This window comes from Mycolicibacterium iranicum (assembly GCF_014190915.1).
Lineage (GTDB): Bacteria > Actinomycetota > Actinomycetes > Mycobacteriales > Mycobacteriaceae > Mycobacterium > Mycobacterium iranicum_B.
This window is the reverse complement of sequence record NZ_JACHVU010000002.1, coordinates 645822-666294: the sequence shown is the minus strand read 5'-3', so window position 1 is coordinate 666294 and position 20473 is coordinate 645822. Positions and strand designations below refer to the sequence as shown.

Below are 20473 nucleotides of genomic sequence, written 5' to 3'. Positions count from 1 at the left end.
CACCCAATTCGGTTCCCTTGTCTGGTATTTCACTGCATCACGCGCGCTGAGCGCACCGCGTCGGCGCACACCACCGTGGCAGTGTCCCGCCGGTGCGGCGGGTACTGGCAGCCGATCGCGATGCGGACCGGGCCGTCGACGAGGACGGCCCAGTGTGTCTCGCTGTCGGTTCGGCGCTCGACGTAAGTGACGGCGGGCCTGCCTCCGACGTCGGCCGTGGCATTCAGGTCGGTGAAGATCCCGGGGCGCTCGAACTGCAGTGACCGGCGCAGCGTTTCAGCGATGGTGCCCAGCGTCATCTCGGCGGCACCGACGGACTGCGTGATGTTCAGCGCCGGCAGCCCGCCTGCGGCGGACACCCGCACACGTTCGGAGCCGGTCCCGCCGGTGACACGCTCCACAGCCCAGTCCGCCGGCACCTGCAGCGCGACCCGCCCCTCGACCAGTTCGCGGGTGACGGCCTCGCCGTTCTGCGACGGGACGGGGTGCGCGGCCCATCCCCCGCCGACAGCGGCCGCCGTCACCGCGACGCCGCCGAGCACAGCCACCCCACGTCGGCCCGGTCGCGGCCACCGCGCACCGGCATCGCCGGGTGAAATGTCCTCGACCAGAGCGGCGACCGCCTCGCGCAGTTCGCGAGATGAGCTGTAGGTGAACGGGATACCGAGTTGACGCAACCGTGCCACGATGTCGTGGGGTGGCGGCGCGACCCCGGCTGGGACGTCCACGAGCACAGCGGACGCATTCTGCAGCCGCGCGAGCACGCCGGGACCGTCCCGGGACAGCACCGCCGGGTCCGACCCCGCGGCGGTGACGACGACGTGGTCGGCGGACAGCTCGAGAACAGCCGTACCAGAACCGGGGACCAGCAGCGACCGGCGCAGCACGACGACATCGGGGAATTCCTGCTCCGCGGCACGGGTGACCACACCGACCCGCCCTGAAGGCCACCAGGTGGGCAGGACGAGCGCCAGCGGCCCCGCCCCCGCCCCCACCGCCGCACGGAGCACCCCTCGCCACAGCACGTCGGCCACGACGGGTTGTTCGTCCACGAGGATCAGGGGATCGTCGATGAATTCCACAGCCGCTCGGCAGATCTCACGATCGACCGCGCCCGGCCCGCGGACGGTGTGCGGTCCGACCTCGACGATCACCGCGGTCACGGCGGCGGATCCACCCAGCCCACCTGGATGAGCTCGTCAGGTCTTCCCCGCATCACCAGCGTTCCGCGACCGGGCGGAAGCGCGCGGGGGCGTACGGCGCCCAGCAGCACGCCGTCATCGGGGGATGCGCTCATCATCAGCCCCGCGCATCCCATGTCCCGCATCCTGGCCGGCAGTGGGTCGAACATCGCCCGGGCCGCTCCGCCGGATCGACGTGCCACGATCACGTGGAGTCCGAGATCCTTGGCGTGAGGCAGGAAGTCGGTCAGCGGGGTCAAGGGGTTTCCGGATCCCCCGGCGACCAGGTCGTAGTCGTCGACGACGACATAGATGTCGGGTCCGCTCCACCACGAGCGGTCCCGCAGCTGCCGCTGGGTGACGTGCTCGCCGGGCATCCGGTCGTCGAGGATCTCGGTGAGGGCAGCCAGCCGTGCCGTGACCGCCGCGGCCGATACCGAGTAGCCGGTGACTTCGGACGTCTCGACGACGCCGAGCAGAGTGCGGCGGAAATCCACGATCTCCAGCCGAACGGAAGGCCGGGATGCGACCAGTTCGGTGCACAGCAGCCGTAGCAGTGCGGTTTTGCCGCACCCGCTTTCACCGAGGATCAGCAGGTGGGGGTGCTCGGCGAAGTCGACGGCGACGGCGCTGAGGTCCCGCTCCCCCACACCGAGCACGACCTCCCCGCTCTGCGTCGGGGCGCCTGCGATCGCACGCCGGTCGATCCGCGTGGGCAGTAACTCGACGCGCGGCGCGGCGGCGTCGTCGCGCCGCCGCACCAGCCGCTCGTCGGGCATCGCGATGGCCGTCTCCCGCCCGTCGCGGGTCAGCCCCCGCCCGGCCGGGCGGTCGGCGAGTTCACGCGCCCGCCGGCGATCCATGTCGGAATCGGCGGGGTCGCCGAGGCGCAGTTCGATCCGCGTCCCGATCTGGTCCTTCAGGGCCGGACGCAGGTCCGCCCACCGGGACGCCGCGATCATCACGTGAATGCCATAGGAGAGCCCCTGTGCTGCGAGGGCGGTGATCTTCGGTTCGAGGCCGTCGAATTCCTGCCGCAGCGTGGCCCACCCGTCGACCACCAGGAACACCTCGCCGTACCGGTCCGCGGTGGCCGGGGCCGCCTCCCGGGCCCGCAGCACGTTCTCGATCTGGGCCACCACGCGGCGGCACAGATCGGCGTCGCGCCGGCCGGCCACGGCGCCGACGTGCGGCAGATCTCGCAGAGCCGCCAGCTCACCGCCACCGAAGTCCAGACAGTAGAACTGCACGGCGGCGGCACCATGGGTGGCTGCCAGCGCGCACAGGATCGTCCGCAGGGCCGTCGACTTCCCGGTGCGCGGTGCGCCGACGACCGCGACATTGCCTGCCGCGCCGGACAGGTCGAGGGTCAGCAGCTCGCGACGCTGCTCGAACGGACAGTCCACCACTCCGACGGGGACCGTGAGGTGTCGGCTGGGCTCGGCGGGCAGGAGGTCTGCGAGTCTCGGGGACTCCCCGAGGGGCGCGAGCCAGACCCGGTGCGCCGGCTCGCCGTGTCCGGCGAGCTGCGCGAGGACGGTCTCCAGCAGCGGCCGCGCCGACGTCGCACTCTCGGCGGCCGGCGCGACTGTCTGATCTGCACGGGCGAAACGCCGCACGGCGGCGGCCCCAGATCCCCGGCGGCGCGGGGTAAAGGCGCCGGATACGAACGACGCCTGAAAGCGGGTCAGCTCACCCGACGCCGTCTTCAGGTAGGCCGCACCCGGCTGCGACGGCAGGTGATAGGCGTCGGGCACACCGAGGACCGCCCGGGAGTCGCTGGCCGAGAACGTCTTCAGGCAGATGCGGTAGGACAGATGCGTCTCCAGACCGCGGAGCCTGCCCTCGTCGAGACGCTGGCTGGCCAGCAGCAGGTGAATGCCCAGCGACCGGCCGAGGCGTCCGATCGCGACGAACAAGTCCACGAATTCGGGGTGCTGGCTGAGCAGTTCGGAGAATTCGTCGACGAGGACGAACAGGGCCGGCAGCGGCGGGAACCCGCCCGCGCGGCTGCGTGCGGCGGCGTATTCGGCGATGTTGGTCAGGTTGCCCGCCGCGCGCAGCATCTCCTGCCTGCGGGTGATCTCGCCGGCGAGAGCCTCACGCATCCGTGACACCAGCGGGGCTTCGTCGGCGAGGTTGGTGATCACCGCCGACACATGATGGAGCTTCTCCAAGCCCAGGAACGTGGCGCCGCCCTTGAAGTCGACGAGCACCAGGTTCAGCAGCTCCGGGGGATGTGCCGCGACCATGCCCAGCACCAGGGTGCGCAGAAACTCGGACTTACCGGAACCCGTTGCGCCGACGCATAATCCGTGCGGGCCCATGCCCTTCGCCGCTGCCTCCTTGATGTCCAGCTCCAGTACCGTACCGTCCTCGGCCACCCCGATCGGCGCGCGCAGCATCGCCGAGTCACGCTCTCGCGACCACAGCAGCCCGGGGTCCAGAGCCTCCGGATCGTCGACCCCCATCAGCGCCGGCCACTCCACGCTGCGGCTGCGCCCGGTCGGGGACTGCGGGTCGTGCACGCGTCCTGCGATCCGGCGTGCGCACGCGGTGGCGTCGGCGGTGGAGAGTCGATCGCAGTGGATGTCGAGGATCTGACCGTCGACGTCGACGGTGTCCCCGTCGTCGTCCGGACGGACCGCGACGATTGTGGTCGAGTCGGACGGCGGGGGCGGCGCACTCTCGGTGAGGACGATGCGATGACGGGCGTCCCGGGAAGAGTCCTGATGTGGAAGCCATTTGATCCAGTCCCAGTCGGGGCCGTCGTCGGCGTCAAGGGTCAGAACGTCGGGGTGGTGCATCATCGCGGCCTGACATACCAGCGCCCGGGCCGTCGCCCGAGTCACGGTGACAGTCCGGATCTCTCGCAGCGGCAGGACCACTGGGACGTCGTCGACGGTCGCGCGGACCTCCACGAGCCGCTGCAGCGCCGTCGAGGTGACCGGGTCGTCGTCGGCCGAGGCGCGCCCGACCGGCGGTGGGACCACGGCGGTCGCCGCCGGCTGTGTCCCGACGCCGACGCGCACGCGGCAGAAGTCGGGATGGTTGTCGTCGCGTTCCCACATTCGCGTGCTGCCTGCCAGCGTCCACAGGGATTCGGGTGCCGGATGGGTCTCATGTGCCTGGCGATGTTGCTGTTGCGCGGCCCGGCCGAGTGCGTCGTCGACCTCGTCGAGATAGCGCAGGTACTCGGCGCGCTGGGTGGCGAGTTCGCCGGGCCTGCCCTGCCCGCGGGCACCGTAGGCGAGTGTGCCGACCAGCGACATGAGCATCATCACGGGGAAGAACAGGAACATCGGACTGCGGCCCGCCGAGTCCGTCGATGTCAGGTACAGCGCCGTCATCCCACCCATCGCGACGATCATCGCCACCGGCATGAGCCGGGCCAGCGGGCTCACCTGGACCGGGGCGGGCGGGTCGGGTGGCGCCTCGATGACAACGCGTCCGGTCTGCACATCTGAGTAGACGCACGGGACGCCGCTCCCGTTCCATCCACAGGCCGACGAACTTGCGCAGCGACCCCGGCGTGACCCGAGTTACGTTGAGGCGGTGCCACATACGATGTGCAGGGTGTCGGTGGACGTGACCGGTGCCGATCAGTGCGCGACGGTCGATCTGGTTCTGCCGGCCGACCGGCCGGTGGGCGAGCTGATGCCGTCGCTCGTCGACACGATCTTCGGTGACACAGCCGGGCAGCAGTGGTGGTTCCTGACCCGGCTTGCCGGCTCGCCGCTGAATTCCGCACTGTCGTTGCGTGACAATGCGATCCGGGACGGTGATGTGGTGGTGCTGGCATCCCGGCCGGTGCCTCGGCCACGCCTGACCCCGGCGGACCCGTCCGGGGTCGTCGCTGCGCAGTGCGCAGGCCCCGACGATGCCGCGAGTCGCCGTATCGTCGCCGCAGTCGCCACGGCAGGCTGCGCGGCGTCGGCCGTGATCATGGCGTGGTCGGGCCTGACCGAGGAAGGAAGCCGGCATCTCTGGTCGGCCGCCGTCCTGGGCGCGGCCGCGGCGGCGGCTTCGGTGTCCGCCGGCCGGACCGACCGCGACCTGTCGCTCGTGCTGAGCGCGGCGGCGCTGGTCTTCGGCACCGCGGCCGCGATCCTCGCGACCGCCGGGGCCCCGTGGCCCGCCGCGACGCTGCTCGCCGCATGCTCGGCGCTGGCGACATGCACCGTGCTGACCAAGCTCGGCGTGGGCAACGCGGCGCTGACCGCTTCCGCGGCGGCCGCCGCGGCCGTGGCCGCCGCAGCTGCGTTGTCGGTCGCCGTCGCCGTCGACGTCGGCGCGGCCGCAGTGGTGTTGGCCGTGCTGTCGGTCGCGGCCCTGTCTGCGGCGCCGCGGCTCACGATCCTGCTCACCCGGTTGGGTCCAGCGCAGCCTGAGGTCGACGGGAGCCGAGCGGAATTGGCGCACAACACGTTGACCGCATTGATGGCGGGTTGGTGCGCCTCGACCGCGCTCGGCACCGTCGTGGTCGCTGCGGCGGCGGTCGGTCAGCGGCACCCGGCACTCCTGGACGCCGCCCTGTGCGCAGACCTCGGCGCGCTGTTGATGCTGCGGCTGAGATGCCACGCCGATGCGCGCCGCCGAACCCTTTTGGCCGCAGCAGGTTCCGTCGCGCTCGGCGCAGCACTGGTCGCTGGGGTGGCGGCGGCACCGGCGCAAGGGTACTGGATCTGCACGGTAGCGGCCGCGGTTTCGATCGCCGCTGCGTGGTGGGGACATCGGGCCCGCACCCCGGGGCCGATGGCCGCCAACACCTTTCAGCTCGCGGAGTATGCCGTGCTCGTCGCCGTGTTCCCGTTGGCGTTCTGGACGACCGGGTTGTACGGATTCGTCCGAGATCTGAGCTTGTCGTGACGTCGCGGGCGGGGCCGCTCCTTGCGGTCGCGGTGCTGCTGGCGCTTCAGAGCGCGGCCCCGGCGGCTGCGGAGACCCCGCCACCGGTAGATGAGCGCCTGCTTCCGGGCGCCGCCCCGGCGATCCCGCCCGAGCCGACCGCGCAGTACGACGAGTGCGAGGCCGCGCCACCACCGGCGACCGGGCGGCCGGGCCAGCTCAGTGGGCTCGACCTGACGACGGTGTGGGCGCTGACACGCGGCGCGGGCCAGACCGTGGCCGTGATCGATACGGGGGTGTCCCGGCACCGCCGGTTGCCGCACCTCATCCCCGGCGGGGACTACGTGTCGCGTCACGACGGGACCAACGACTGCGACGGACACGGCACCATCGTCGCCGGCATCATCGGAGCCACGCCGGATTCAGCCGATCCGGACGGGTTCCGCGGTATCGCTCCGGAAGTTTCGCTTCTGTCGATCCGGCAGTCCAGCAACAAGTTCCACGCGATCGACGACCCTGGCGGGACCGGGGCGGGCGATGTCGCGACCCTCGCCGCCGCAGTGCGCACCGCCGCCGATCTCGGTGCGACGGTCGTCAACATCTCCACCGTGGCCTGCGTGCCTGCCGGAACCGACGTCGGCGACCAGGCCCTCGGCGCGGCGCTGTCCTACGCGGTGGACGTGAAGAACGCCGTCGTCGTCACTGCCGCGGGCAACGTCGGCGGCCCAGGTCAGTGCCAGGAGCAGAACCCCCGCGAAGCCACGCGCGGCGGTCGGCTGTCGACCGTCGCGAGCCCGGCCTGGTACGACGACCTGGTGCTGACGGTCGGCTCGGTGGGGCCCGACGGTGCGGCATCTCCGTTCACCCTGGCCGGTCCGTGGGTGGATGTCGCGGCACCGGGCGAGGAAGTGGTGTCGTTGGCCTCGACCGGCGACGGCCTGGTCGACATGTCGCCGTCCGGTCATCCGTTGTCGGGCACCAGCTATGCGGTTCCGGTCGTCACCGCGGTCGTCGCACTCGTGCGGGCCCGGTCCCCCGAACTTACGGCACGACAGGTGATGCAGCGCATCGAAGACACCGCCCACCCCCCGTCCTCAGGCTGGAGTCCCGTTGTCGGCCATGGTGTGATCGATCCCCTGGCAGCCGTCACCGGTCCGGGTGCGACGCCGTCACCACCGCGACCGGCCGTACCGATGAGTGCGGCGGGAACCCGCAACGCACCGGGGCAGGCGAGGACAGCGCTGCGGGGGGCAGCCGTCTGTGTGCTGCTGACCGTCGGAGTCGCTGTCGCGTCGACCGTGGCCGGGCGGTTACGGCGCCGCAGCGACACCGTCTCTGATCGCTGAGGCGGCCTCGCGGCTGAGTTCGGGCCCGCGCGGGAGTGCGGCCAGAACCGGCCACGGCGCCGGCACCGCAGGTTCTCCGAGGCCCAGAGCCGCAGCGCTGCTACCGTCTCGCACACCGTGGCGCACGCCGCTGACCGTCACCAGGAACAGCGAGCCCGCACTGGCCCCGTCGCCGGTGAGCCCCACCGACCGGACGAACATGCTCCGACCCGGCGGCACGGCCACCGCGTCGACGGCGGGGCCCCCGCCGTCCTGCTGGGCGAGGGTGAGGGCCGCAGCGGTACGCGGGAGTGACGTGTCCACGAGAAGCGCCGTGCGCGAACCGGTTCCGCCGCGATCCTGCCGCCATACCGCGCACACGACGGGCTCATCGACGACCCCACCGCGTGGGGGAAACGTCGCGACCGGAAGCGAGGTCACCACCGGTACCGAGCCGACGACCTCGGCCGGCACTGCCGGGATCTGCGCTCCGGCACGGGCATCGGTGTACCGGATGAGGTCGGCGGCGACCTCCCCGATGCGCTGCAGACCGTCGGGAAGGACCACGAAGAGATCGTCGGTCGCGCGGTCTGCACGCGCCACGGTCACCACCGTCCCCACCGGATGATCATTCAGCCGGCCCGGACCGGGCGCGCCGAGCCCGGGGATCCGCGGCGGTGCGATGGCCGGCGCCTCGGGGATCGCCGCGAGCAGGACCTGCGAAACCTCCCTGGGTACAACGCCGTCGAGCCGCAGCGCCCGCACCACCGCCGGGTGCCTGAGGTCGACCCGCGAGCGCCAGGCTCCGTGGAGCAGGTACGTCACCGCGGCGGGCCCGTCTCGCGGGGTCACGAGCACGCTGCGCCCGGCGACGCCGACCGCATCCGGGAGCCGCCCGCCGATCACGGTCGTCGCTCCCCGGTCGTCGTCGCAGACGGTCCACCCGGCCTCCTCGGCGCGCAGCGGCGGCGAGATGTCCTCCGGGGCACCGAGGATGCCGACCTGGGGGCCGCGGGCGGCCCGGTCGACGGCCTTCTTCGACACCATCGCCGGTTCGGCGGGGGCGCCGACGATCAGGCGCGCAGAAGCGAGGTTGGCGACGGGGTGGAGAACACCGTCGATGCGCACGTACGTCGCGCCGGTCTCACGCACGACGACCACCGGCGCGTCACCGAGCGCGCCGCCGGGCCGCACGAATGCCAGGACTGCGCACACGGCCACCACGATGACCGCGAGGACTGCACCGGCGCAGAGCGAAAGCGACTGTCCGCGAAGCGGATCATCGAGCATGCGGGTGTCGCCGCGTACCAGTGCATGTTCCATACGGCGGGCCAGAAAGCGGTGTCCGCTGATCTGCAGCCGTGTCGTCGGTTGCCCCATCATCTCCCCCGCGGCCAGCCTATCGACGCCGCGCGGAGGGTCGGATCACTTGTTGGAGCGGCGCTCCCGGTAGGCGGCGACGTGCTGCCGGTTACCGCAGTTGCCGGTGTCGCAGAACTTTCCCGACCGGTTGCGGGAGAGGTCGACCAATGTGGCCTCGCAGTCGGGAGCGGCACAGATCTTGAGCCTGCGGAGCTCCCCGGAGCGGATGAGGTCGGCCAGCGCCATCGCCATCTCGGCGCCCATCCGCTGAGACAGCGGATCGTGGATCGAGGCCAGGTGCAGGTGCCAGTCGGGCATCTCGGGGTGGCGGGTGAGCCACGGCGACGCCTTGGTGTCGGAGAGCAGCGCGTTGACCTGATCGACGGCACGGACCTCGTCGCCGGCGCTCTCCCAGATGCGGCCCAGTCGGGCGCGTAGTTGACGCACCGCCTCGAGTTCGGCGTCGTCGTGGTCACGTCGTCCGGTCCAGCCGAAGGAATCCAGGTACCGGTCCAGCGCCGACATGTCCGCCAGCTGCTCCCCGTCCACGCGGTCGGTGTTGATCAGGATGCTGGCGGCGCGCAGTGTGAGCTCGGTGTCATGGGTGAAAAGCATTTGACTCATGACTCCTTTCGGCGGTAGCGTCATGACCAAAGCTGATTTTACTCATGTCTTCCCTTGTCAGGACCCGGAGGTACCCCTTCATGGCTGCTATCGAGACCCGCTTCCGGTCCGGCTTGCTCTTCGCCATCGGCTCCGCCCTCGCGTTCGGTTGCTCCGGACCTTTCGCCAAGGCGCTGATGGAAGCCGGGTGGAGCCCCACCGCGGCCGTCACCGCCCGCCTGGCCGGAGGGGCGCTCGCCATGGCCGTGTTCGCGACCGTGGTGCGCCCCGGCTGGCTGCGCGAGGCGCGCCACCACGCGCGCACCGTCGTGCTCTACGGTCTCGTACCGATCGCCGGCGCGCAGCTCTTCTACTACAACGCCGTCTCCCACCTGTCCGTGGGCGTCGCGCTGCTCCTGGAGTACACCTCCCCGATTCTCGTGGTGGGCTGGTTGTGGGCGACCACGCGCCGGCGGCCGACCACTCTCACACTCGCCGGTGTCGGGCTCGCCGTGGCCGGGATCATGCTGGTGCTGGGCATCGTCGGATCCGACGGGCTGGCGGCATCGCACATCAATCTCGTCGGGGTCGGCTGGGGCCTGGCGGCCGCCGTCTGCGCGGCGTGCTACTTCCTCATGTCGGACAAGGTCGGCGGCGAGACCTCCGACGACACCCCGGCCCTGCATCCGATCACCCTGGCCACCGCCGGCCTGATCTTCGGCGCCGTGACCGTGGCCGCCCTGGGCCTGACCGGGGCGATGCCGTTGACGTTCACGGCGAACAACACCGTGGTCGCCGGGTGGAGCACGTCGTGGCTGGTGCCCGTCATCGCGCTGGCGTTGATCCCGACCGCGATCGCCTACACCCTGGGGATCGTCGGGATCGCGCGCCTGCGGCCCCGGTTCGCGTCCCTGGTCGGACTCTCGGAGGTCATGTTCGCCGTCCTGGCGGCATGGGTGCTGCTCGGTGAGGCCATGACGGTGACCCAGGCCGTCGGCGGCGCGATCGTCCTGGCCGGGCTGGCACTGGCCCGGCAGGGCGACCGGAGCGAGCCGGCCGAGACACCGGCGGTCACGTGGCCGGATGCACCGTCGCAGGTCACCACGGCGGCTAACATCGAGGCGTGAAGATCGATCTTGAAACCGGGTCACGCCGGATCGCGGCGCTGATCGCCGCAGTCGCCACCGCGGCCGCCCTGCTGATCGTGCCGACCGCGACGGCTCCGGTCGCCGCCGCCCAGGGCTGCCCCGACATCGAGGTCGTCTTCGCGCGCGGCACCGACGAGCCTGTGGGCCTCGGTCGTGTCGGGGCGGCGTTCGTGGACTCGCTGCGAGGACGCGTCGGCGGCCGGTCCGTCGGGTCCTACGCCGTCGTGTATCCCGCGACCTTCGACTTCCTTGCCGCGGCCGGCGGCGCCAACGACGCCAGCGCCCACGTCCAGTGGATGATGGCCAACTGCCCGCAGACCCGTTTGGTCCTCGGCGGCTATTCGCAGGGGGCCGCGGTCATCGACGTCATCGCTGCGGTGCCGTTCCCGGCGGTCGGATTCACCAATCCCCTGCCCCCGAACGCACCGGATTTCGTCGCCGCCATCGCGCTGTTCGGCAACCCCACCACGAAGGTGGGACTACCCATCACGGCGAGCCCGGTCTGGGGTTCACGGTCGATCGATCTGTGCAACGGCGCCGATCCGGTGTGTTCGTCCGGTGACGACATCGCCGCCCACAGCAACTACGGGCCCGCGGGCTTCACCGACCGGGCCGCGGCGTTCGTCGCCGGTATCGTTTAGTCCAGCTATGCGTTACGGTGTCTTGTGCTTTTCGATCGACTGAGCCGCCGGATCGCCGCGGCCGCCGCTGCCGTGATGGTGCCGTTGGGCCTCACCGTGACGGCCACCGTCCTGCCCGTGACCACGGCTTCCGCCCAGCCCTGCCCGGACGTGGAGGTGGTGTTCGCCCGCGGTACCAGCGAGCCCGCCGGCGTCGGACGCGTCGGCCAGGCCCTCGCCGACCAGCTCAGGAACCAACTCGGCGGCCGCACCGTCGGCGTCTACGGTGTGAACTACCCCGCCAGCTACGACTTCCTCAACACCGCGGTCGGTGCGACCGACGCTACCGGCCGTATCGCCACGATGGCGGCCCAGTGCCCCGGCACCCGCATCGTCCTCGGCGGTTACTCGCAGGGCGCCGCGGTGGTGGACATGCTCGCGGGCGTGCCGCCCCTGGGCAACCGGATCGGCAACATCGGGTCGGCGCCGCCGCTGCCGGGTGGGCTCAACGGCAACGTCGCCGCGGTCGCGGTCTTCGGCAATCCGGCCACCAAGTTCGGCAACCCCGTCTCGGCGAGCGGGTCCTTCGCCGGCAAGGCGATCGACCTGTGTGCCGACGGCGACCCGATCTGCTCCGACGGTCGCAACCCCTTCGCCCACACGAGCTACGAACGGTCTCCGTTCATCGGCCAGGCGGCCGGGTTTGCCGCAGGCCGGGTCTGAACGCCGGAAGACTATTAAGATCGGCGAAGTGATTCGACAGCAGCGAAAATTCCGGGTCTTCTCGCTGGCGGCTGCGCTCGTCCTCGGCGCCGCCGCGCTCGTGGTGCCGCCGTCCGCGTCGGCCCAGTCCTGCCCCGACGCAGAGCTGATCTTCGCTCGCGGCCGCATCGAACCCAGCGGTCCCGGCCAGATCGGTAACGCGTTGATCAGCGCACTGCGGAACAAGACCGGCAAGGACATCGACCTCTACGCGGTCAAGTACCCGGCCGACACCGAGATCGACATCGGCGCCAACGACATGAGCGGGCGCGTCCAGTACATGATGGACAACTGCCCCAACACGCGCCTGGTGCTCGGCGGCTACTCCCTCGGCGCAGCCGTCACCGACGTGGTGCTGGCCGTGCCGATCGCGGCGTTCGGTTTCAAACGCCCACTGCCCGCCGGAGCCGACCGGAACATCGCCGCGGTCGCCCTGTTCGGCAACGGCATCGCGTGGGTCGGTCCGATCTCCAACTTCAACCCGCTCTACCGCGAACGCACCATCGAGTTGTGCCACGGCGACGACCCGATCTGCAATCCGACCGATCCGGAGAACTGGCAGGACTACTGGGCCGACCACCTCGCGCCCGCTTACATCGACGCGGGGATGGTCAACCAGGCCGCGGACTTCGTCGCGCCCCGCATCTGACTCAGCCGGCGTCCGGAGCTTTCGGGTCGGCGGTCCGAAGGTCCCGGGTCACGAGGTTGCGGGCGAGCAGCTCGTCGTCGGGCGGGTAGTCGACGCCGACCAGCGTCAGCCCGCGCGCCGGTGCGGCCGCGAAGTCGCTGGAGCGACGAGTGGATTTCAGGAGCGCGGCGCACCACGCGGCGTCCCGCCGGTGCTCGCCGACGGCCAGAAGCGCACCGACCAGTGAGCGGACCATGTTCCAGCAGAACGCATCGGCGCTGACGAGGACCTCGATCCGATGACCGTCACGGACACAGTCGAGGCGTTGCAGTTCCCGGATGGTCGTCGCGCCCTCCCGGTGGCGGCAGAATGCGGCGAAGTCGCGCAGGCCCAGCAGGGTCTGCGCCGCCGCAGTCATCGCCCCGACGTCGAGAGGCCGGGGCCAGGCCGTGACGAACCGCGCCTGCGCCGGCTCCACACCGTAGGGCGCGGTCGACAGGCGGTAGACGTAGTGGCGGCGCAGCGCCGAGAATCGGGCATCGAATCCTTCTGGGGCGCGTGTGATCCCGCGAACGCGCACATCCTCGGTAAGCATCCGGCCGAGGCGGCGGACGAGCGGCCCGAATTCTGGCTCGGCGGGACGCGGCGTCCTGGGGTAGGCGTGGTGGAGGGCGCCCGCCGGGACGTCGACGTGGGCGACCTGACCCGTGGCGTGCACCCCTGAATCAGTCCGTCCGGCCGCGCGGGTGACCACCGGCGTCCGGAAGATCGTCGTCAGCGCGTCGTCGACGACACCTGCCACCGTGCGATGCCCGGCCTGTGTCGCCCAGCCGGCGAAATCGGTGCCGTCGTAAGCGATGTCGAGACGTAAACGAACATGCCCGCCACCGGTGTCGGTGGCGGGCATGTTCATGAAGTGACTACTTGGCGTCGTCAGCCTTCGCCTCGTCGGCCTTGGCCTCGTCGGCCTCGGCCTCCGAGACGGACTCGGTGCCCTCGACCTCGACCTGCGCCTCGTCGGCGATCGGGGTCTCGGTGACGGCCTCGGCCTCCGCAGCAGTCGGCTCCACGGCCTCGTCGGCCGTGGGGCCTTCGGCGGCCTCCGGCTCGACCGCAGCCTGCGGCGCCGCCGCAGCGGCGACCTTCTGGTTGCCGGCGGCGCGACGGGCACGGTTGGCCTCGGACGTCACGGTCTTCTCCCGCACCAGCTCGATGACCGCCATGGGGGCGTTGTCGCCCTTGCGGTTCTCGACCTTGATGATGCGGGTGTAGCCGCCGTTGCGGTCGGCGAAGAACGGCCCGATCTCGGCGAACAGGACGTGGACGATGTCCTTGTCGCGGATCTTCTTCATCACCTCACGCCGGTTGTGCAGCGTGCCCTTCTTGGCGTGCGTGATGAGCTTCTCCGCGTACGGACGCAGCGCCCGTGCCTTCGGCTCGGTCGTCTTGATCCGGCCGTGCTCGAACAGCGACGTGGCCAGGTTGGCCAGCAGCGCCTTCTGGTGCGAGGACGACCCGCCGAGGCGAGGACCCTTGGTGGGTTTGGGCATTGCGACTATCTCCTAGGTGGGGCCGACCCCCGTGTCAGGTAGGGCCGGGACGGTTCTCTTGCGAGATCGGGTGAGAGCTGTTCGGTTTCGCGCCTAGAGCTGTTCGGTTTCGCGCCTAGAGCTGTTCGGTCTCGGCGTAGTCCTGGTTGTCGTCCAGGTCGTAGCCGGCATCGCTGTTCCAGGTGCCGGTGGCGACGTCGTAGCCGGCAACCTCGGACGGGTCGAAGCTGGCCGGGCTGTCCTTCAGCGAGAGACCGAGCTGATGCAGCTTGATCTTGACCTCGTCGATGGACTTCTGGCCGAAGTTGCGGATGTCCAGCAGATCGGACTCCGTACGGGCCACGAGCTCGCCCACGGTGTGCACACCCTCGCGCTTGAGGCAGTTGTACGACCGCACCGTCAGGTCCAGGTCGTCGATCGGCAGCGCGAAGTGCGCGGCCTGATCCGCCTCGGCCGGCGACGGGCCGATCTCGATGCCCTCGGCCTCGACGTTGAGTTCCCTTGCCAGACCGAACAATTCGACCAGGGTCTTACCGGCCGACGCGAGTGCGTCGCGCGGGCTGATCGAGTTCTTGGTCTCGACGTCGAGGATCAGCTTGTCGAAGTCGGTGCGCTGCTCGACACGCGTGGCCTCCACCTTGTAGGTGACCTTGAGGACCGGCGAGTAGATGGAATCGACCGGGATGCGGCCGATCTCGGCGCCGGAGGCCTTGTTCTGCACGGCCGGCACATAGCCGCGGCCCCGCTCGACGACGAGCTCGACCTCGAGCTTGCCCTTGTCGTTCAGCGTCGCGATGTGCATGTCGGGGTTGTGCACGGTGACACCGGCGGGCGGCACGATGTCGCCCGCGGTGACCTCACCGGGTCCCTGCTTGCGCAGGTACATGGTGACCGGCTCGTCCTCCTCGGACGACACGACCAGGCTCTTGAGGTTCAGGATGATGTCGGTGACGTCTTCCTTCACCCCGGGAACGGTGGTGAACTCGTGCAGTACGCCGTCGATGCGGATGCTGGTGACGGCCGCGCCGGGGATCGACGAGAGCAGCGTGCGACGCAGCGAATTGCCCAGGGTGTAACCGAATCCCGGCTCCAGCGGTTCGATGACGAACTGGGAGCGGTCCTCGGCGAGGACCTCTTCGCTCAGGGTGGGGCGCTGAGAAATCAGCATGGTGTTTCTTTTCTCCTTCTCGGCAACCGCTATTTGATGCCGTTAGGTGGCCTGAGCCCCGGTGGATTCCGGGGTCAGGATTACTACTTCGAGTAGAGCTCGACGATGAGCTGCTCGGTCAGCGGCACGTCGATCTGCGCGCGCTCGGGCAGCTGGTGCACGAGGATGCGCTGACGCTCGCCGACGACCTGCAGCCAGCCCGGGATGGGGCGCTCGCCGGCAGTCTGCCGGGAGACCTCGAAGGGCAGCGTGTTGATCGACTTGTCCTTGATGTCGATGATGTCGTACTGCGCCACCCGGTAGCTGGGGACGTCGACCTTCACACCGTTGACGGTGAAGTGGCCGTGGCTGACCAGCTGGCGCGCCATACGACGGGTGCGGGCCAGGCCGGCCCGGTACACGACGTTGTCGAGGCGGCTCTCCAGGATGCGGAGCAGGTTGTCACCGGTCTTGCCGGGGAGGCGGTTGGCCTCCTCGTAGTAGCGGCGGAACTGCTTCTCCATGACGCCGTAGGTGAAGCGGGCCTTCTGCTTCTCCTGCAGCTGGGTGCGGTACTCGCTCTCCTTGATCCGCGCGCGGCCGTGCTGGCCGGGCGGGTAGGGGCGCTTCTCGAAGGACTGATCTCCACCGACGAGGTCGACGCCGAGACGGCGCGACTTGCGGGTGACGGGTCCGGTATAACGTGCCATTTCTCTAGTCCTCCCTAGACCCGGCGCCGCTTGGGCGGACGGCAGCCGTTGTGCGGCTGCGGCGTGACATCGGCGATCGCGCCCACTTCGAGGCCGGCGGCCTGCAGCGAACGGATGGCGGTCTCGCGACCCGAACCCGGGCCCTTCACGAAGACGTCGACCTTCTTGACGCCGTGCTCCTGCGCCTTGCGGGCGGCGTTCTCGGCGGCCAGCTGCGCGGCGAACGGGGTGGACTTACGCGACCCCTTGAAGCCGACATGTCCCGACGAAGCCCAGGCGATGACGTTGCCCTGGGGATCGGTGATGGACACGATCGTGTTGTTGAACGTGCTCTTGATGTGAGCGGCGCCGTGCGGGACGTTCTTCTTCTCCCTGCGACGGGTCTTCTGCCCCTTCTTGGGGGCGCCGCCCTTCTTTGCCTGTGCCATCCGGGGTTACCTGGCCTTCTTCTTGCCGGCGATGGTGCGCTTGGGGCCCTTGCGGGTGCGCGCATTGGTCTTGGTCCGCTGGCCACGCACCGGCAGGCCGCGGCGGTGCCGCAGACCCTGGTAGCAGCCGATCTCGATCTTGCGGCGGATGTCGGCCTGGACCTCGCGGCGCAGATCACCTTCCACCTTGAGGTTGCCCTCGATGTAGTCGCGCAGCTGCGTCACCTGGTCGTCGGTGAGGTCCTTGGTGCGCATCTCCCGGCTGATGCCGGTCGCTTCCAGGATCTCCTGGGAGCGGGTACGGCCGATGCCGTAGATGTAGGTCAGCGCGATCTCCATGCGCTTGTCGCGCGGGAGGTCGACGCCCATAAGGCGAGCCATATGTGCCATTCCTTGTGTTCTGCGGAGGTCTGATCCCAGTCCGTTCCCGGGCTCTTGCCGGGGCCCGGCCTCCGTGCCGGGCGTTTCGAGCGGCGTACCCGCTCAGTGGTGCTGGGAGGTCATCATTCAGTTGTGGGTACTGCGGCTGTGCTGCTAGCCCTGCCGCTGCTTGTGGCGGGGATCGGAGCAGATCACCATGACCCGCCCATGCCGGCGGATCACCCTGCACTTGTCGCAGATCGGCTTGACGCTCGGGTTCACCTTCACGGCTGTGTCGATCCTTCTTCTCGGAATTGTTCGGGTTGTTCGGGTACTGCGCCGCTACTTGTAGCGGTAGACGATGCGGCCACGGGACAGGTCGTAGGGGGAAAGCTCCACCACGACGCGGTCCTCGGGGAGGATGCGGATGTAGTGCTGCCGCATCTTGCCGCTGATGTGGGCGAGGACCTTGTGTCCGTTCTCCAGCTCAATGCGGAACATCGCATTGGGCAGGGGTTCGACGACACGCCCCTCGACCTCTATGGCACCGTCTTTTTTGGCCATACTCTGTAACGATCCTTGCTTTCGTTTCGTACCAACCTGCTGGCCTGCTCGGGACAGCCTTCGATCCGACTTGAGAACGTGGGCCGGATCTGAGGAATTCCCTCTCGACAGAAGGCTCCTGATGGGGCACGCAAAAAGTCGGCGCGGAAGCCGCACCGTTGATCTATGTTACTCGCCCGCAGCCCATGCCCAAAATCTGCGCGAACAGGGTCACCTCGCGAGTGCGAAGATCGACTCGTGACCTCCTCCCCGCTCGCATTCCCGTGACCTCCTGCCGATTCGCACTCCCGTGACCTCTTCCCGATTCGCACTCCCGTGACCTCTTCCCGATTCGCACTCTCGTGACGGCTGCCTACCTCGCCGCCTTCGCCGTCGGCGGCGTCGCCGTACTGGCCGCCCTGCTGCTGACCGACGTCGAGCTGGGTCACGACGGACTGCCCTTCCTGAGCCTGACCAGCCTGTCGGCCGGCGTCCTCGGCGCGGGCACCGGTGGGTTGGTCGCCACGTGGCTCGGCGCGGGCACGGTCGCCTCGGCCGTCGTGGCGGTCGTGGTCGGTCTGGTCGTCGTCGGGGCACTGCAGGGCCTGCTGCTGCCGTTCCTGCGCCGTCAACAGTCGAACTCGCAGCGGGGCCGGGCGTCCTACATCGGCCTGCTCGGCACGGTCACGCTGGCCGTCCCGACCGACGGCTGGGGTGAGGTCGCGTTCGTCGACACCGACGGCAACCGCGTCCGCGCCCGGGCGATCACCGCGGAGCCGGACACCCTGCCCAAGTCCACGCCCGTCTACATCGCCGATGTCGACGCCGACTACGTCCACGTGGTGACGATCCCCGGCGCCGACCCCGAACTCCCCACCTCCGAGAGGAACTGACCGATGTCCCTGATGCTGATCATCGTCATCGTCGTGGCCGCGCTGCTGCTGTTCGTGGCACTGCCGCTGGTCTACGTGAAGAACTACATCAAGGTGCCACCCAACGAGGTCGCGGTGTTCACCGGCCGCGGCCAGCCCAAAGTGGTGCGCGGCGGCGCACGGTTCCGAGTGCCGGGTATCGAACGCGTCGACATCATGAGCCTGGAACCGTTCAACGTCAGCATCAACCTGCAGAACGCGCTGTCCAACAACGGCGTCCCGGTCAACGTCGAGGCCGTCGGGCTCGTGCGGATCGGTTCGGCCGACGAGGCGGTCCAGACCGCGGTGCAGCGCTTCCTGACCTCCGACCTGAACGAACTGCAGCGTCAGATCAACGAGATCCTCGCGGGCAGCCTGCGCGGCATCACCGCGACGATGACGGTGGAGGACCTCAACTCCAACCGCGACACCCTGGCCCGCAGCGTGGTCGACGAGGCCGGCGGCGACCTGGCCCGCATCGGCATGGAGGTCGACGTGCTCAAGATCGCGGGCATCTCCGACCGCAACGGATACCTGGAGTCGCTCGGCCAGCGCCGGATCGCCGAGGTCAAGCGTGATGCCGCGGTCGGCACCGCCGAAGCCGAACGCGATTCGCAGATCCAGTCGGCCAAGGCCCGCCAGGCCGGCTCGGTCGCCCAGGCCGAGGCCGACACCGCGATCGCGGCCGCCAATCAGAAGCGCGACGTGGAGCTGGCCCGGCTGAGAGCGCAGACCGAGGCCGAGAACGCCCAGGCCGACCAGGCCGGGCCGCTGGCCAACGCGCGTGCGCAGAAGGACGTCGGCATCGCGATCGAACAGGCCGAGGCCGCCCGGGTGCAGGCCCGTATCGAGGTCGAGCAGCGCCGCGCCGAGCAGTCGCAGGCCGCGCTGCAGGCCGACGTGATCGCCCCCGCCGAGGCACAGCGCCAGGCCGACATCGCCCGCGCCGAAGGTCAGCGGCAGGCCACCATCCTCGCCGGGCAGGCCGAGGCCGATGCGCGCAAGGCTGCCGCGGACGCCCTGCGCGTCGAACGGCAGGCCGAGGCCGACGGCATCAAGGCCAGGCTGGTCGCCGAGGCGGCGGGTAAGAGGGAGATCGCCGCGGCGCTGAACACCTATTCGCCGGAGGCCGCCCGGCTCCAGACCCTGCCCGATGTGTTGCAGTCGGTCGTCAAGGCCACCGAGGCGGCGGCCATGCCGCTCGCGGAGATCGAGCGGCTGTCGATCATCGGCGGCGCCTCCGACGCCCAGGACGCCGTCGGCGGGCTGCTCGGCGTCAGCCCGCTGGCGGTCGCCAAGATCGTCGAGTCGCTGAAGTCCTCGGGCATCGACCTGGCGGCCATGCTGAACCGCTCCCCCGAGCCGGCCCCCGCCACCCACCAGGTCGACGGCACGGCTGTTCCGCAGTGACCGGCAGAGTCGTTGTCGGCGTTGATGATTCGCCGGCCGCGCACGCCGCGTTGCAGTGGGCCGCCGCAGCGGCCGACCTGCGTGGCGCGCCGCTGACCGCCTTGTACGCCACGGCGCCGCCCGCGGGTCCGTGGCCGGTCGCCCCGGTGCCCGTGGGCTACCTGGACTGGCAGCAGCAGACCGGCCGAGACCTGTTGACCGAGGCCGCCGGGGCCGTGGACCGAATGACCGGCGGCCGGGTGGCGGTGGCGACCGAGCTCGCCGTCACGGCGCCCGCCCAGGCCCTGGTGGAGGCATCGCGCACGGCCGAGCTGGTGGTCGTCGGCTCCCGGGGACGCGGTGCGGTCGCGGCCCGCGTTCTCGGCTCCACCAGCGCGGGGGTCGTCCAGCGGGCGCACTGCCCCGTCGCGGTCGTCCGGGAGGCCGGCGCCCCGGCCGACCCGGCCGCACCCGTGCTGCTGGGCTTCGACGGCTCCGAGAACGGCGCCCGGGCCACCGAGCTCGCGTTCCAGGAGGCGGCGCGGCGCGGAGTGGGCCTCACGGCTCTGCATGCGTGGTGGTCGCCGGGGGCTTTCGAGATGCCCGGCTTCGAGTGGGAGTCGATCCGCGGCGACGTCGAGGACGAGGTCGCGCGTCAGTTGGCCGGGTGGCAGAGGCGCTTCCCGGATGTGGGCGTCGAACGGGTCGTGGTCGTCGATCAGCCTGCCGACCGGCTCGTGGAGAAGTCAGCGACGGCGCAGTTGCTGGTCGTCGGCAGCCGTGGATACGGCGCCCTCGCGGGCGCGTTGCTCGGTTCGGTCGCGAATGCGGTCGTCCAGGCCGCCGGCGCGCCCGTCATCGTGGTGCCTCCGCAGCGGAATTGATGGCCGCGCCGGCACTGGTCCCCCCGAATCTCCCCGACCTCCCCGGTACTACCGGCGCGGCCATCAATCCGTCA

At 70.2% G+C, this 20473-nt stretch carries 21 protein-coding genes; 9 read left to right on the top strand and 12 right to left on the bottom strand.

The window, feature by feature from the left end; translation table 11 throughout:
* Positions 1 to 29: 29 nt before the first annotated feature.
* Both FHR72_RS06940 and eccCa read right to left on the bottom strand, forming a co-directional pair.
* Entirely contained in the window at positions 30 to 1163 is a 1134-nt protein-coding gene (locus FHR72_RS06940) for a type VII secretion-associated protein (RefSeq protein WP_183467174.1), read from the bottom strand.
* Positions 1160 to 4642, bottom strand: a complete 3483-nt coding sequence (gene eccCa / locus FHR72_RS06935) for a type VII secretion protein EccCa (protein ID WP_311736074.1) — start codon at positions 4640 to 4642, stop codon at positions 1160 to 1162. Before eccCa ends, FHR72_RS06940 begins: the two co-directional genes overlap by 4 nt.
* A 106-nt stretch (positions 4643 to 4748) precedes the next feature.
* Here eccCa and eccD point away from each other — a divergent pair, with 106 nt between their 5' ends.
* Positions 4749 to 6050, top strand: coding sequence for a type VII secretion integral membrane protein EccD (gene eccD / locus FHR72_RS06930; RefSeq protein WP_260155906.1), 1302 nt, complete (start codon positions 4749 to 4751; stop codon positions 6048 to 6050).
* Complete coding sequence (gene mycP / locus FHR72_RS06925) at positions 6047 to 7375, top strand: type VII secretion-associated serine protease mycosin (protein ID WP_183467172.1); 1329 nt, start codon at positions 6047 to 6049, stop codon at positions 7373 to 7375. Before eccD ends, mycP begins: the two co-directional genes overlap by 4 nt.
* On the opposite strand, the gene eccB is transcribed toward mycP, so the two are convergent.
* Positions 7340 to 8734 carry a type VII secretion protein EccB gene (eccB, locus tag FHR72_RS06920; protein ID WP_183467258.1) on the bottom strand — a complete coding sequence of 465 codons (1395 nt, stop codon included), beginning with the start codon at positions 8732 to 8734 and terminating at the stop codon, positions 7340 to 7342. The two genes, mycP and eccB, sit on opposite strands and share 36 nt — an antisense overlap.
* Before the next feature lie 45 nt (positions 8735 to 8779).
* Complete coding sequence (locus tag FHR72_RS06915) at positions 8780 to 9331, bottom strand: CGNR zinc finger domain-containing protein (protein WP_183467257.1); 552 nt, start codon at positions 9329 to 9331, stop codon at positions 8780 to 8782.
* 89 nt (positions 9332 to 9420) lie between these two features.
* On the opposite strand from FHR72_RS06915, the gene FHR72_RS06910 reads away from it, so the two are divergent.
* From FHR72_RS06910 to FHR72_RS06895, 4 genes are all read left to right on the top strand, one after another.
* Complete coding sequence (locus FHR72_RS06910; RefSeq protein WP_183467171.1) at positions 9421 to 10446, top strand: EamA family transporter; 1026 nt, start codon at positions 9421 to 9423, stop codon at positions 10444 to 10446.
* Positions 10443 to 11108 carry a cutinase family protein gene (locus FHR72_RS06905; RefSeq protein ID WP_183467170.1) on the top strand — a complete coding sequence of 222 codons (666 nt, stop codon included), beginning with the start codon at positions 10443 to 10445 and terminating at the stop codon, positions 11106 to 11108. The genes FHR72_RS06910 and FHR72_RS06905 overlap by 4 nt, the downstream gene beginning before the upstream one ends.
* A gap of 75 nt (positions 11109 to 11183) precedes the next feature.
* On the top strand, positions 11184 to 11810 hold the full coding sequence (locus tag FHR72_RS06900) for a cutinase family protein (protein WP_183467256.1): 627 nt from the start codon (positions 11184 to 11186) through the stop codon (positions 11808 to 11810).
* 28 nt (positions 11811 to 11838) lie between these two features.
* On the top strand, positions 11839 to 12498 hold the full coding sequence (locus FHR72_RS06895) for a cutinase family protein (RefSeq protein WP_183467169.1): 660 nt from the start codon (positions 11839 to 11841) through the stop codon (positions 12496 to 12498).
* A 1-nt stretch (position 12499) separates the two neighbouring features.
* On the opposite strand, the gene truA is transcribed toward FHR72_RS06895, so the two are convergent.
* From truA to infA, 8 genes are all read right to left on the bottom strand, one after another.
* A complete protein-coding gene (gene truA / locus FHR72_RS06890) occupies positions 12500 to 13390 on the bottom strand; it encodes a tRNA pseudouridine(38-40) synthase TruA (RefSeq protein ID WP_183467168.1) in 891 nt (296 codons plus the stop codon).
* A gap of 7 nt (positions 13391 to 13397) precedes the next feature.
* Positions 13398 to 14027 (bottom strand): 50S ribosomal protein L17, encoded by a 630-nt coding sequence (gene rplQ / locus FHR72_RS06885; protein ID WP_183467167.1) that lies wholly within the window; start codon positions 14025 to 14027, stop codon positions 13398 to 13400.
* A gap of 115 nt (positions 14028 to 14142) precedes the next feature.
* A complete protein-coding gene (locus tag FHR72_RS06880; RefSeq protein WP_183467166.1) occupies positions 14143 to 15195 on the bottom strand; it encodes a DNA-directed RNA polymerase subunit alpha in 1053 nt (350 codons plus the stop codon).
* Positions 15196 to 15278: 83 nt separating this feature from the next.
* Positions 15279 to 15884, bottom strand: coding sequence for a 30S ribosomal protein S4 (rpsD, locus tag FHR72_RS06875; protein WP_183467165.1), 606 nt, complete (start codon positions 15882 to 15884; stop codon positions 15279 to 15281).
* Positions 15885 to 15898: 14 nt separating this feature from the next.
* A complete protein-coding gene (gene rpsK / locus FHR72_RS06870) occupies positions 15899 to 16312 on the bottom strand; it encodes a 30S ribosomal protein S11 (RefSeq protein WP_183467164.1) in 414 nt (137 codons plus the stop codon).
* A gap of 6 nt (positions 16313 to 16318) precedes the next feature.
* Positions 16319 to 16693: a 30S ribosomal protein S13 gene (gene rpsM, locus FHR72_RS06865; RefSeq protein ID WP_183467163.1), complete on the bottom strand. Its 375-nt coding sequence runs from the start codon at positions 16691 to 16693 to the stop codon at positions 16319 to 16321.
* A 153-nt stretch (positions 16694 to 16846) separates the two neighbouring features.
* Positions 16847 to 16960 (bottom strand): 50S ribosomal protein L36, encoded by a 114-nt coding sequence (gene rpmJ / locus FHR72_RS06860; protein WP_003879483.1) that lies wholly within the window; start codon positions 16958 to 16960, stop codon positions 16847 to 16849.
* 54 nt (positions 16961 to 17014) lie between these two features.
* Positions 17015 to 17236, bottom strand: coding sequence for a translation initiation factor IF-1 (gene infA / locus FHR72_RS06855; RefSeq protein ID WP_003418601.1), 222 nt, complete (start codon positions 17234 to 17236; stop codon positions 17015 to 17017).
* Positions 17237 to 17577: 341 nt separating this feature from the next.
* Here infA and FHR72_RS06850 point away from each other — a divergent pair, with 341 nt between their 5' ends.
* From FHR72_RS06850 to FHR72_RS06840, 3 genes are read left to right on the top strand one after another with little or no spacing between them, the layout of a single operon-like run.
* On the top strand, positions 17578 to 18108 hold the full coding sequence (locus tag FHR72_RS06850) for a hypothetical protein (protein WP_183467162.1): 531 nt from the start codon (positions 17578 to 17580) through the stop codon (positions 18106 to 18108).
* A 3-nt stretch (positions 18109 to 18111) separates the two neighbouring features.
* Complete coding sequence (locus FHR72_RS06845; RefSeq protein WP_183467161.1) at positions 18112 to 19536, top strand: flotillin family protein; 1425 nt, start codon at positions 18112 to 18114, stop codon at positions 19534 to 19536.
* A complete protein-coding gene (locus FHR72_RS06840; RefSeq protein ID WP_183467160.1) occupies positions 19533 to 20399 on the top strand; it encodes a universal stress protein in 867 nt (288 codons plus the stop codon). The genes FHR72_RS06845 and FHR72_RS06840 overlap by 4 nt, the downstream gene beginning before the upstream one ends.
* The last annotated feature ends 74 nt before the right edge of the window (positions 20400 to 20473 follow it).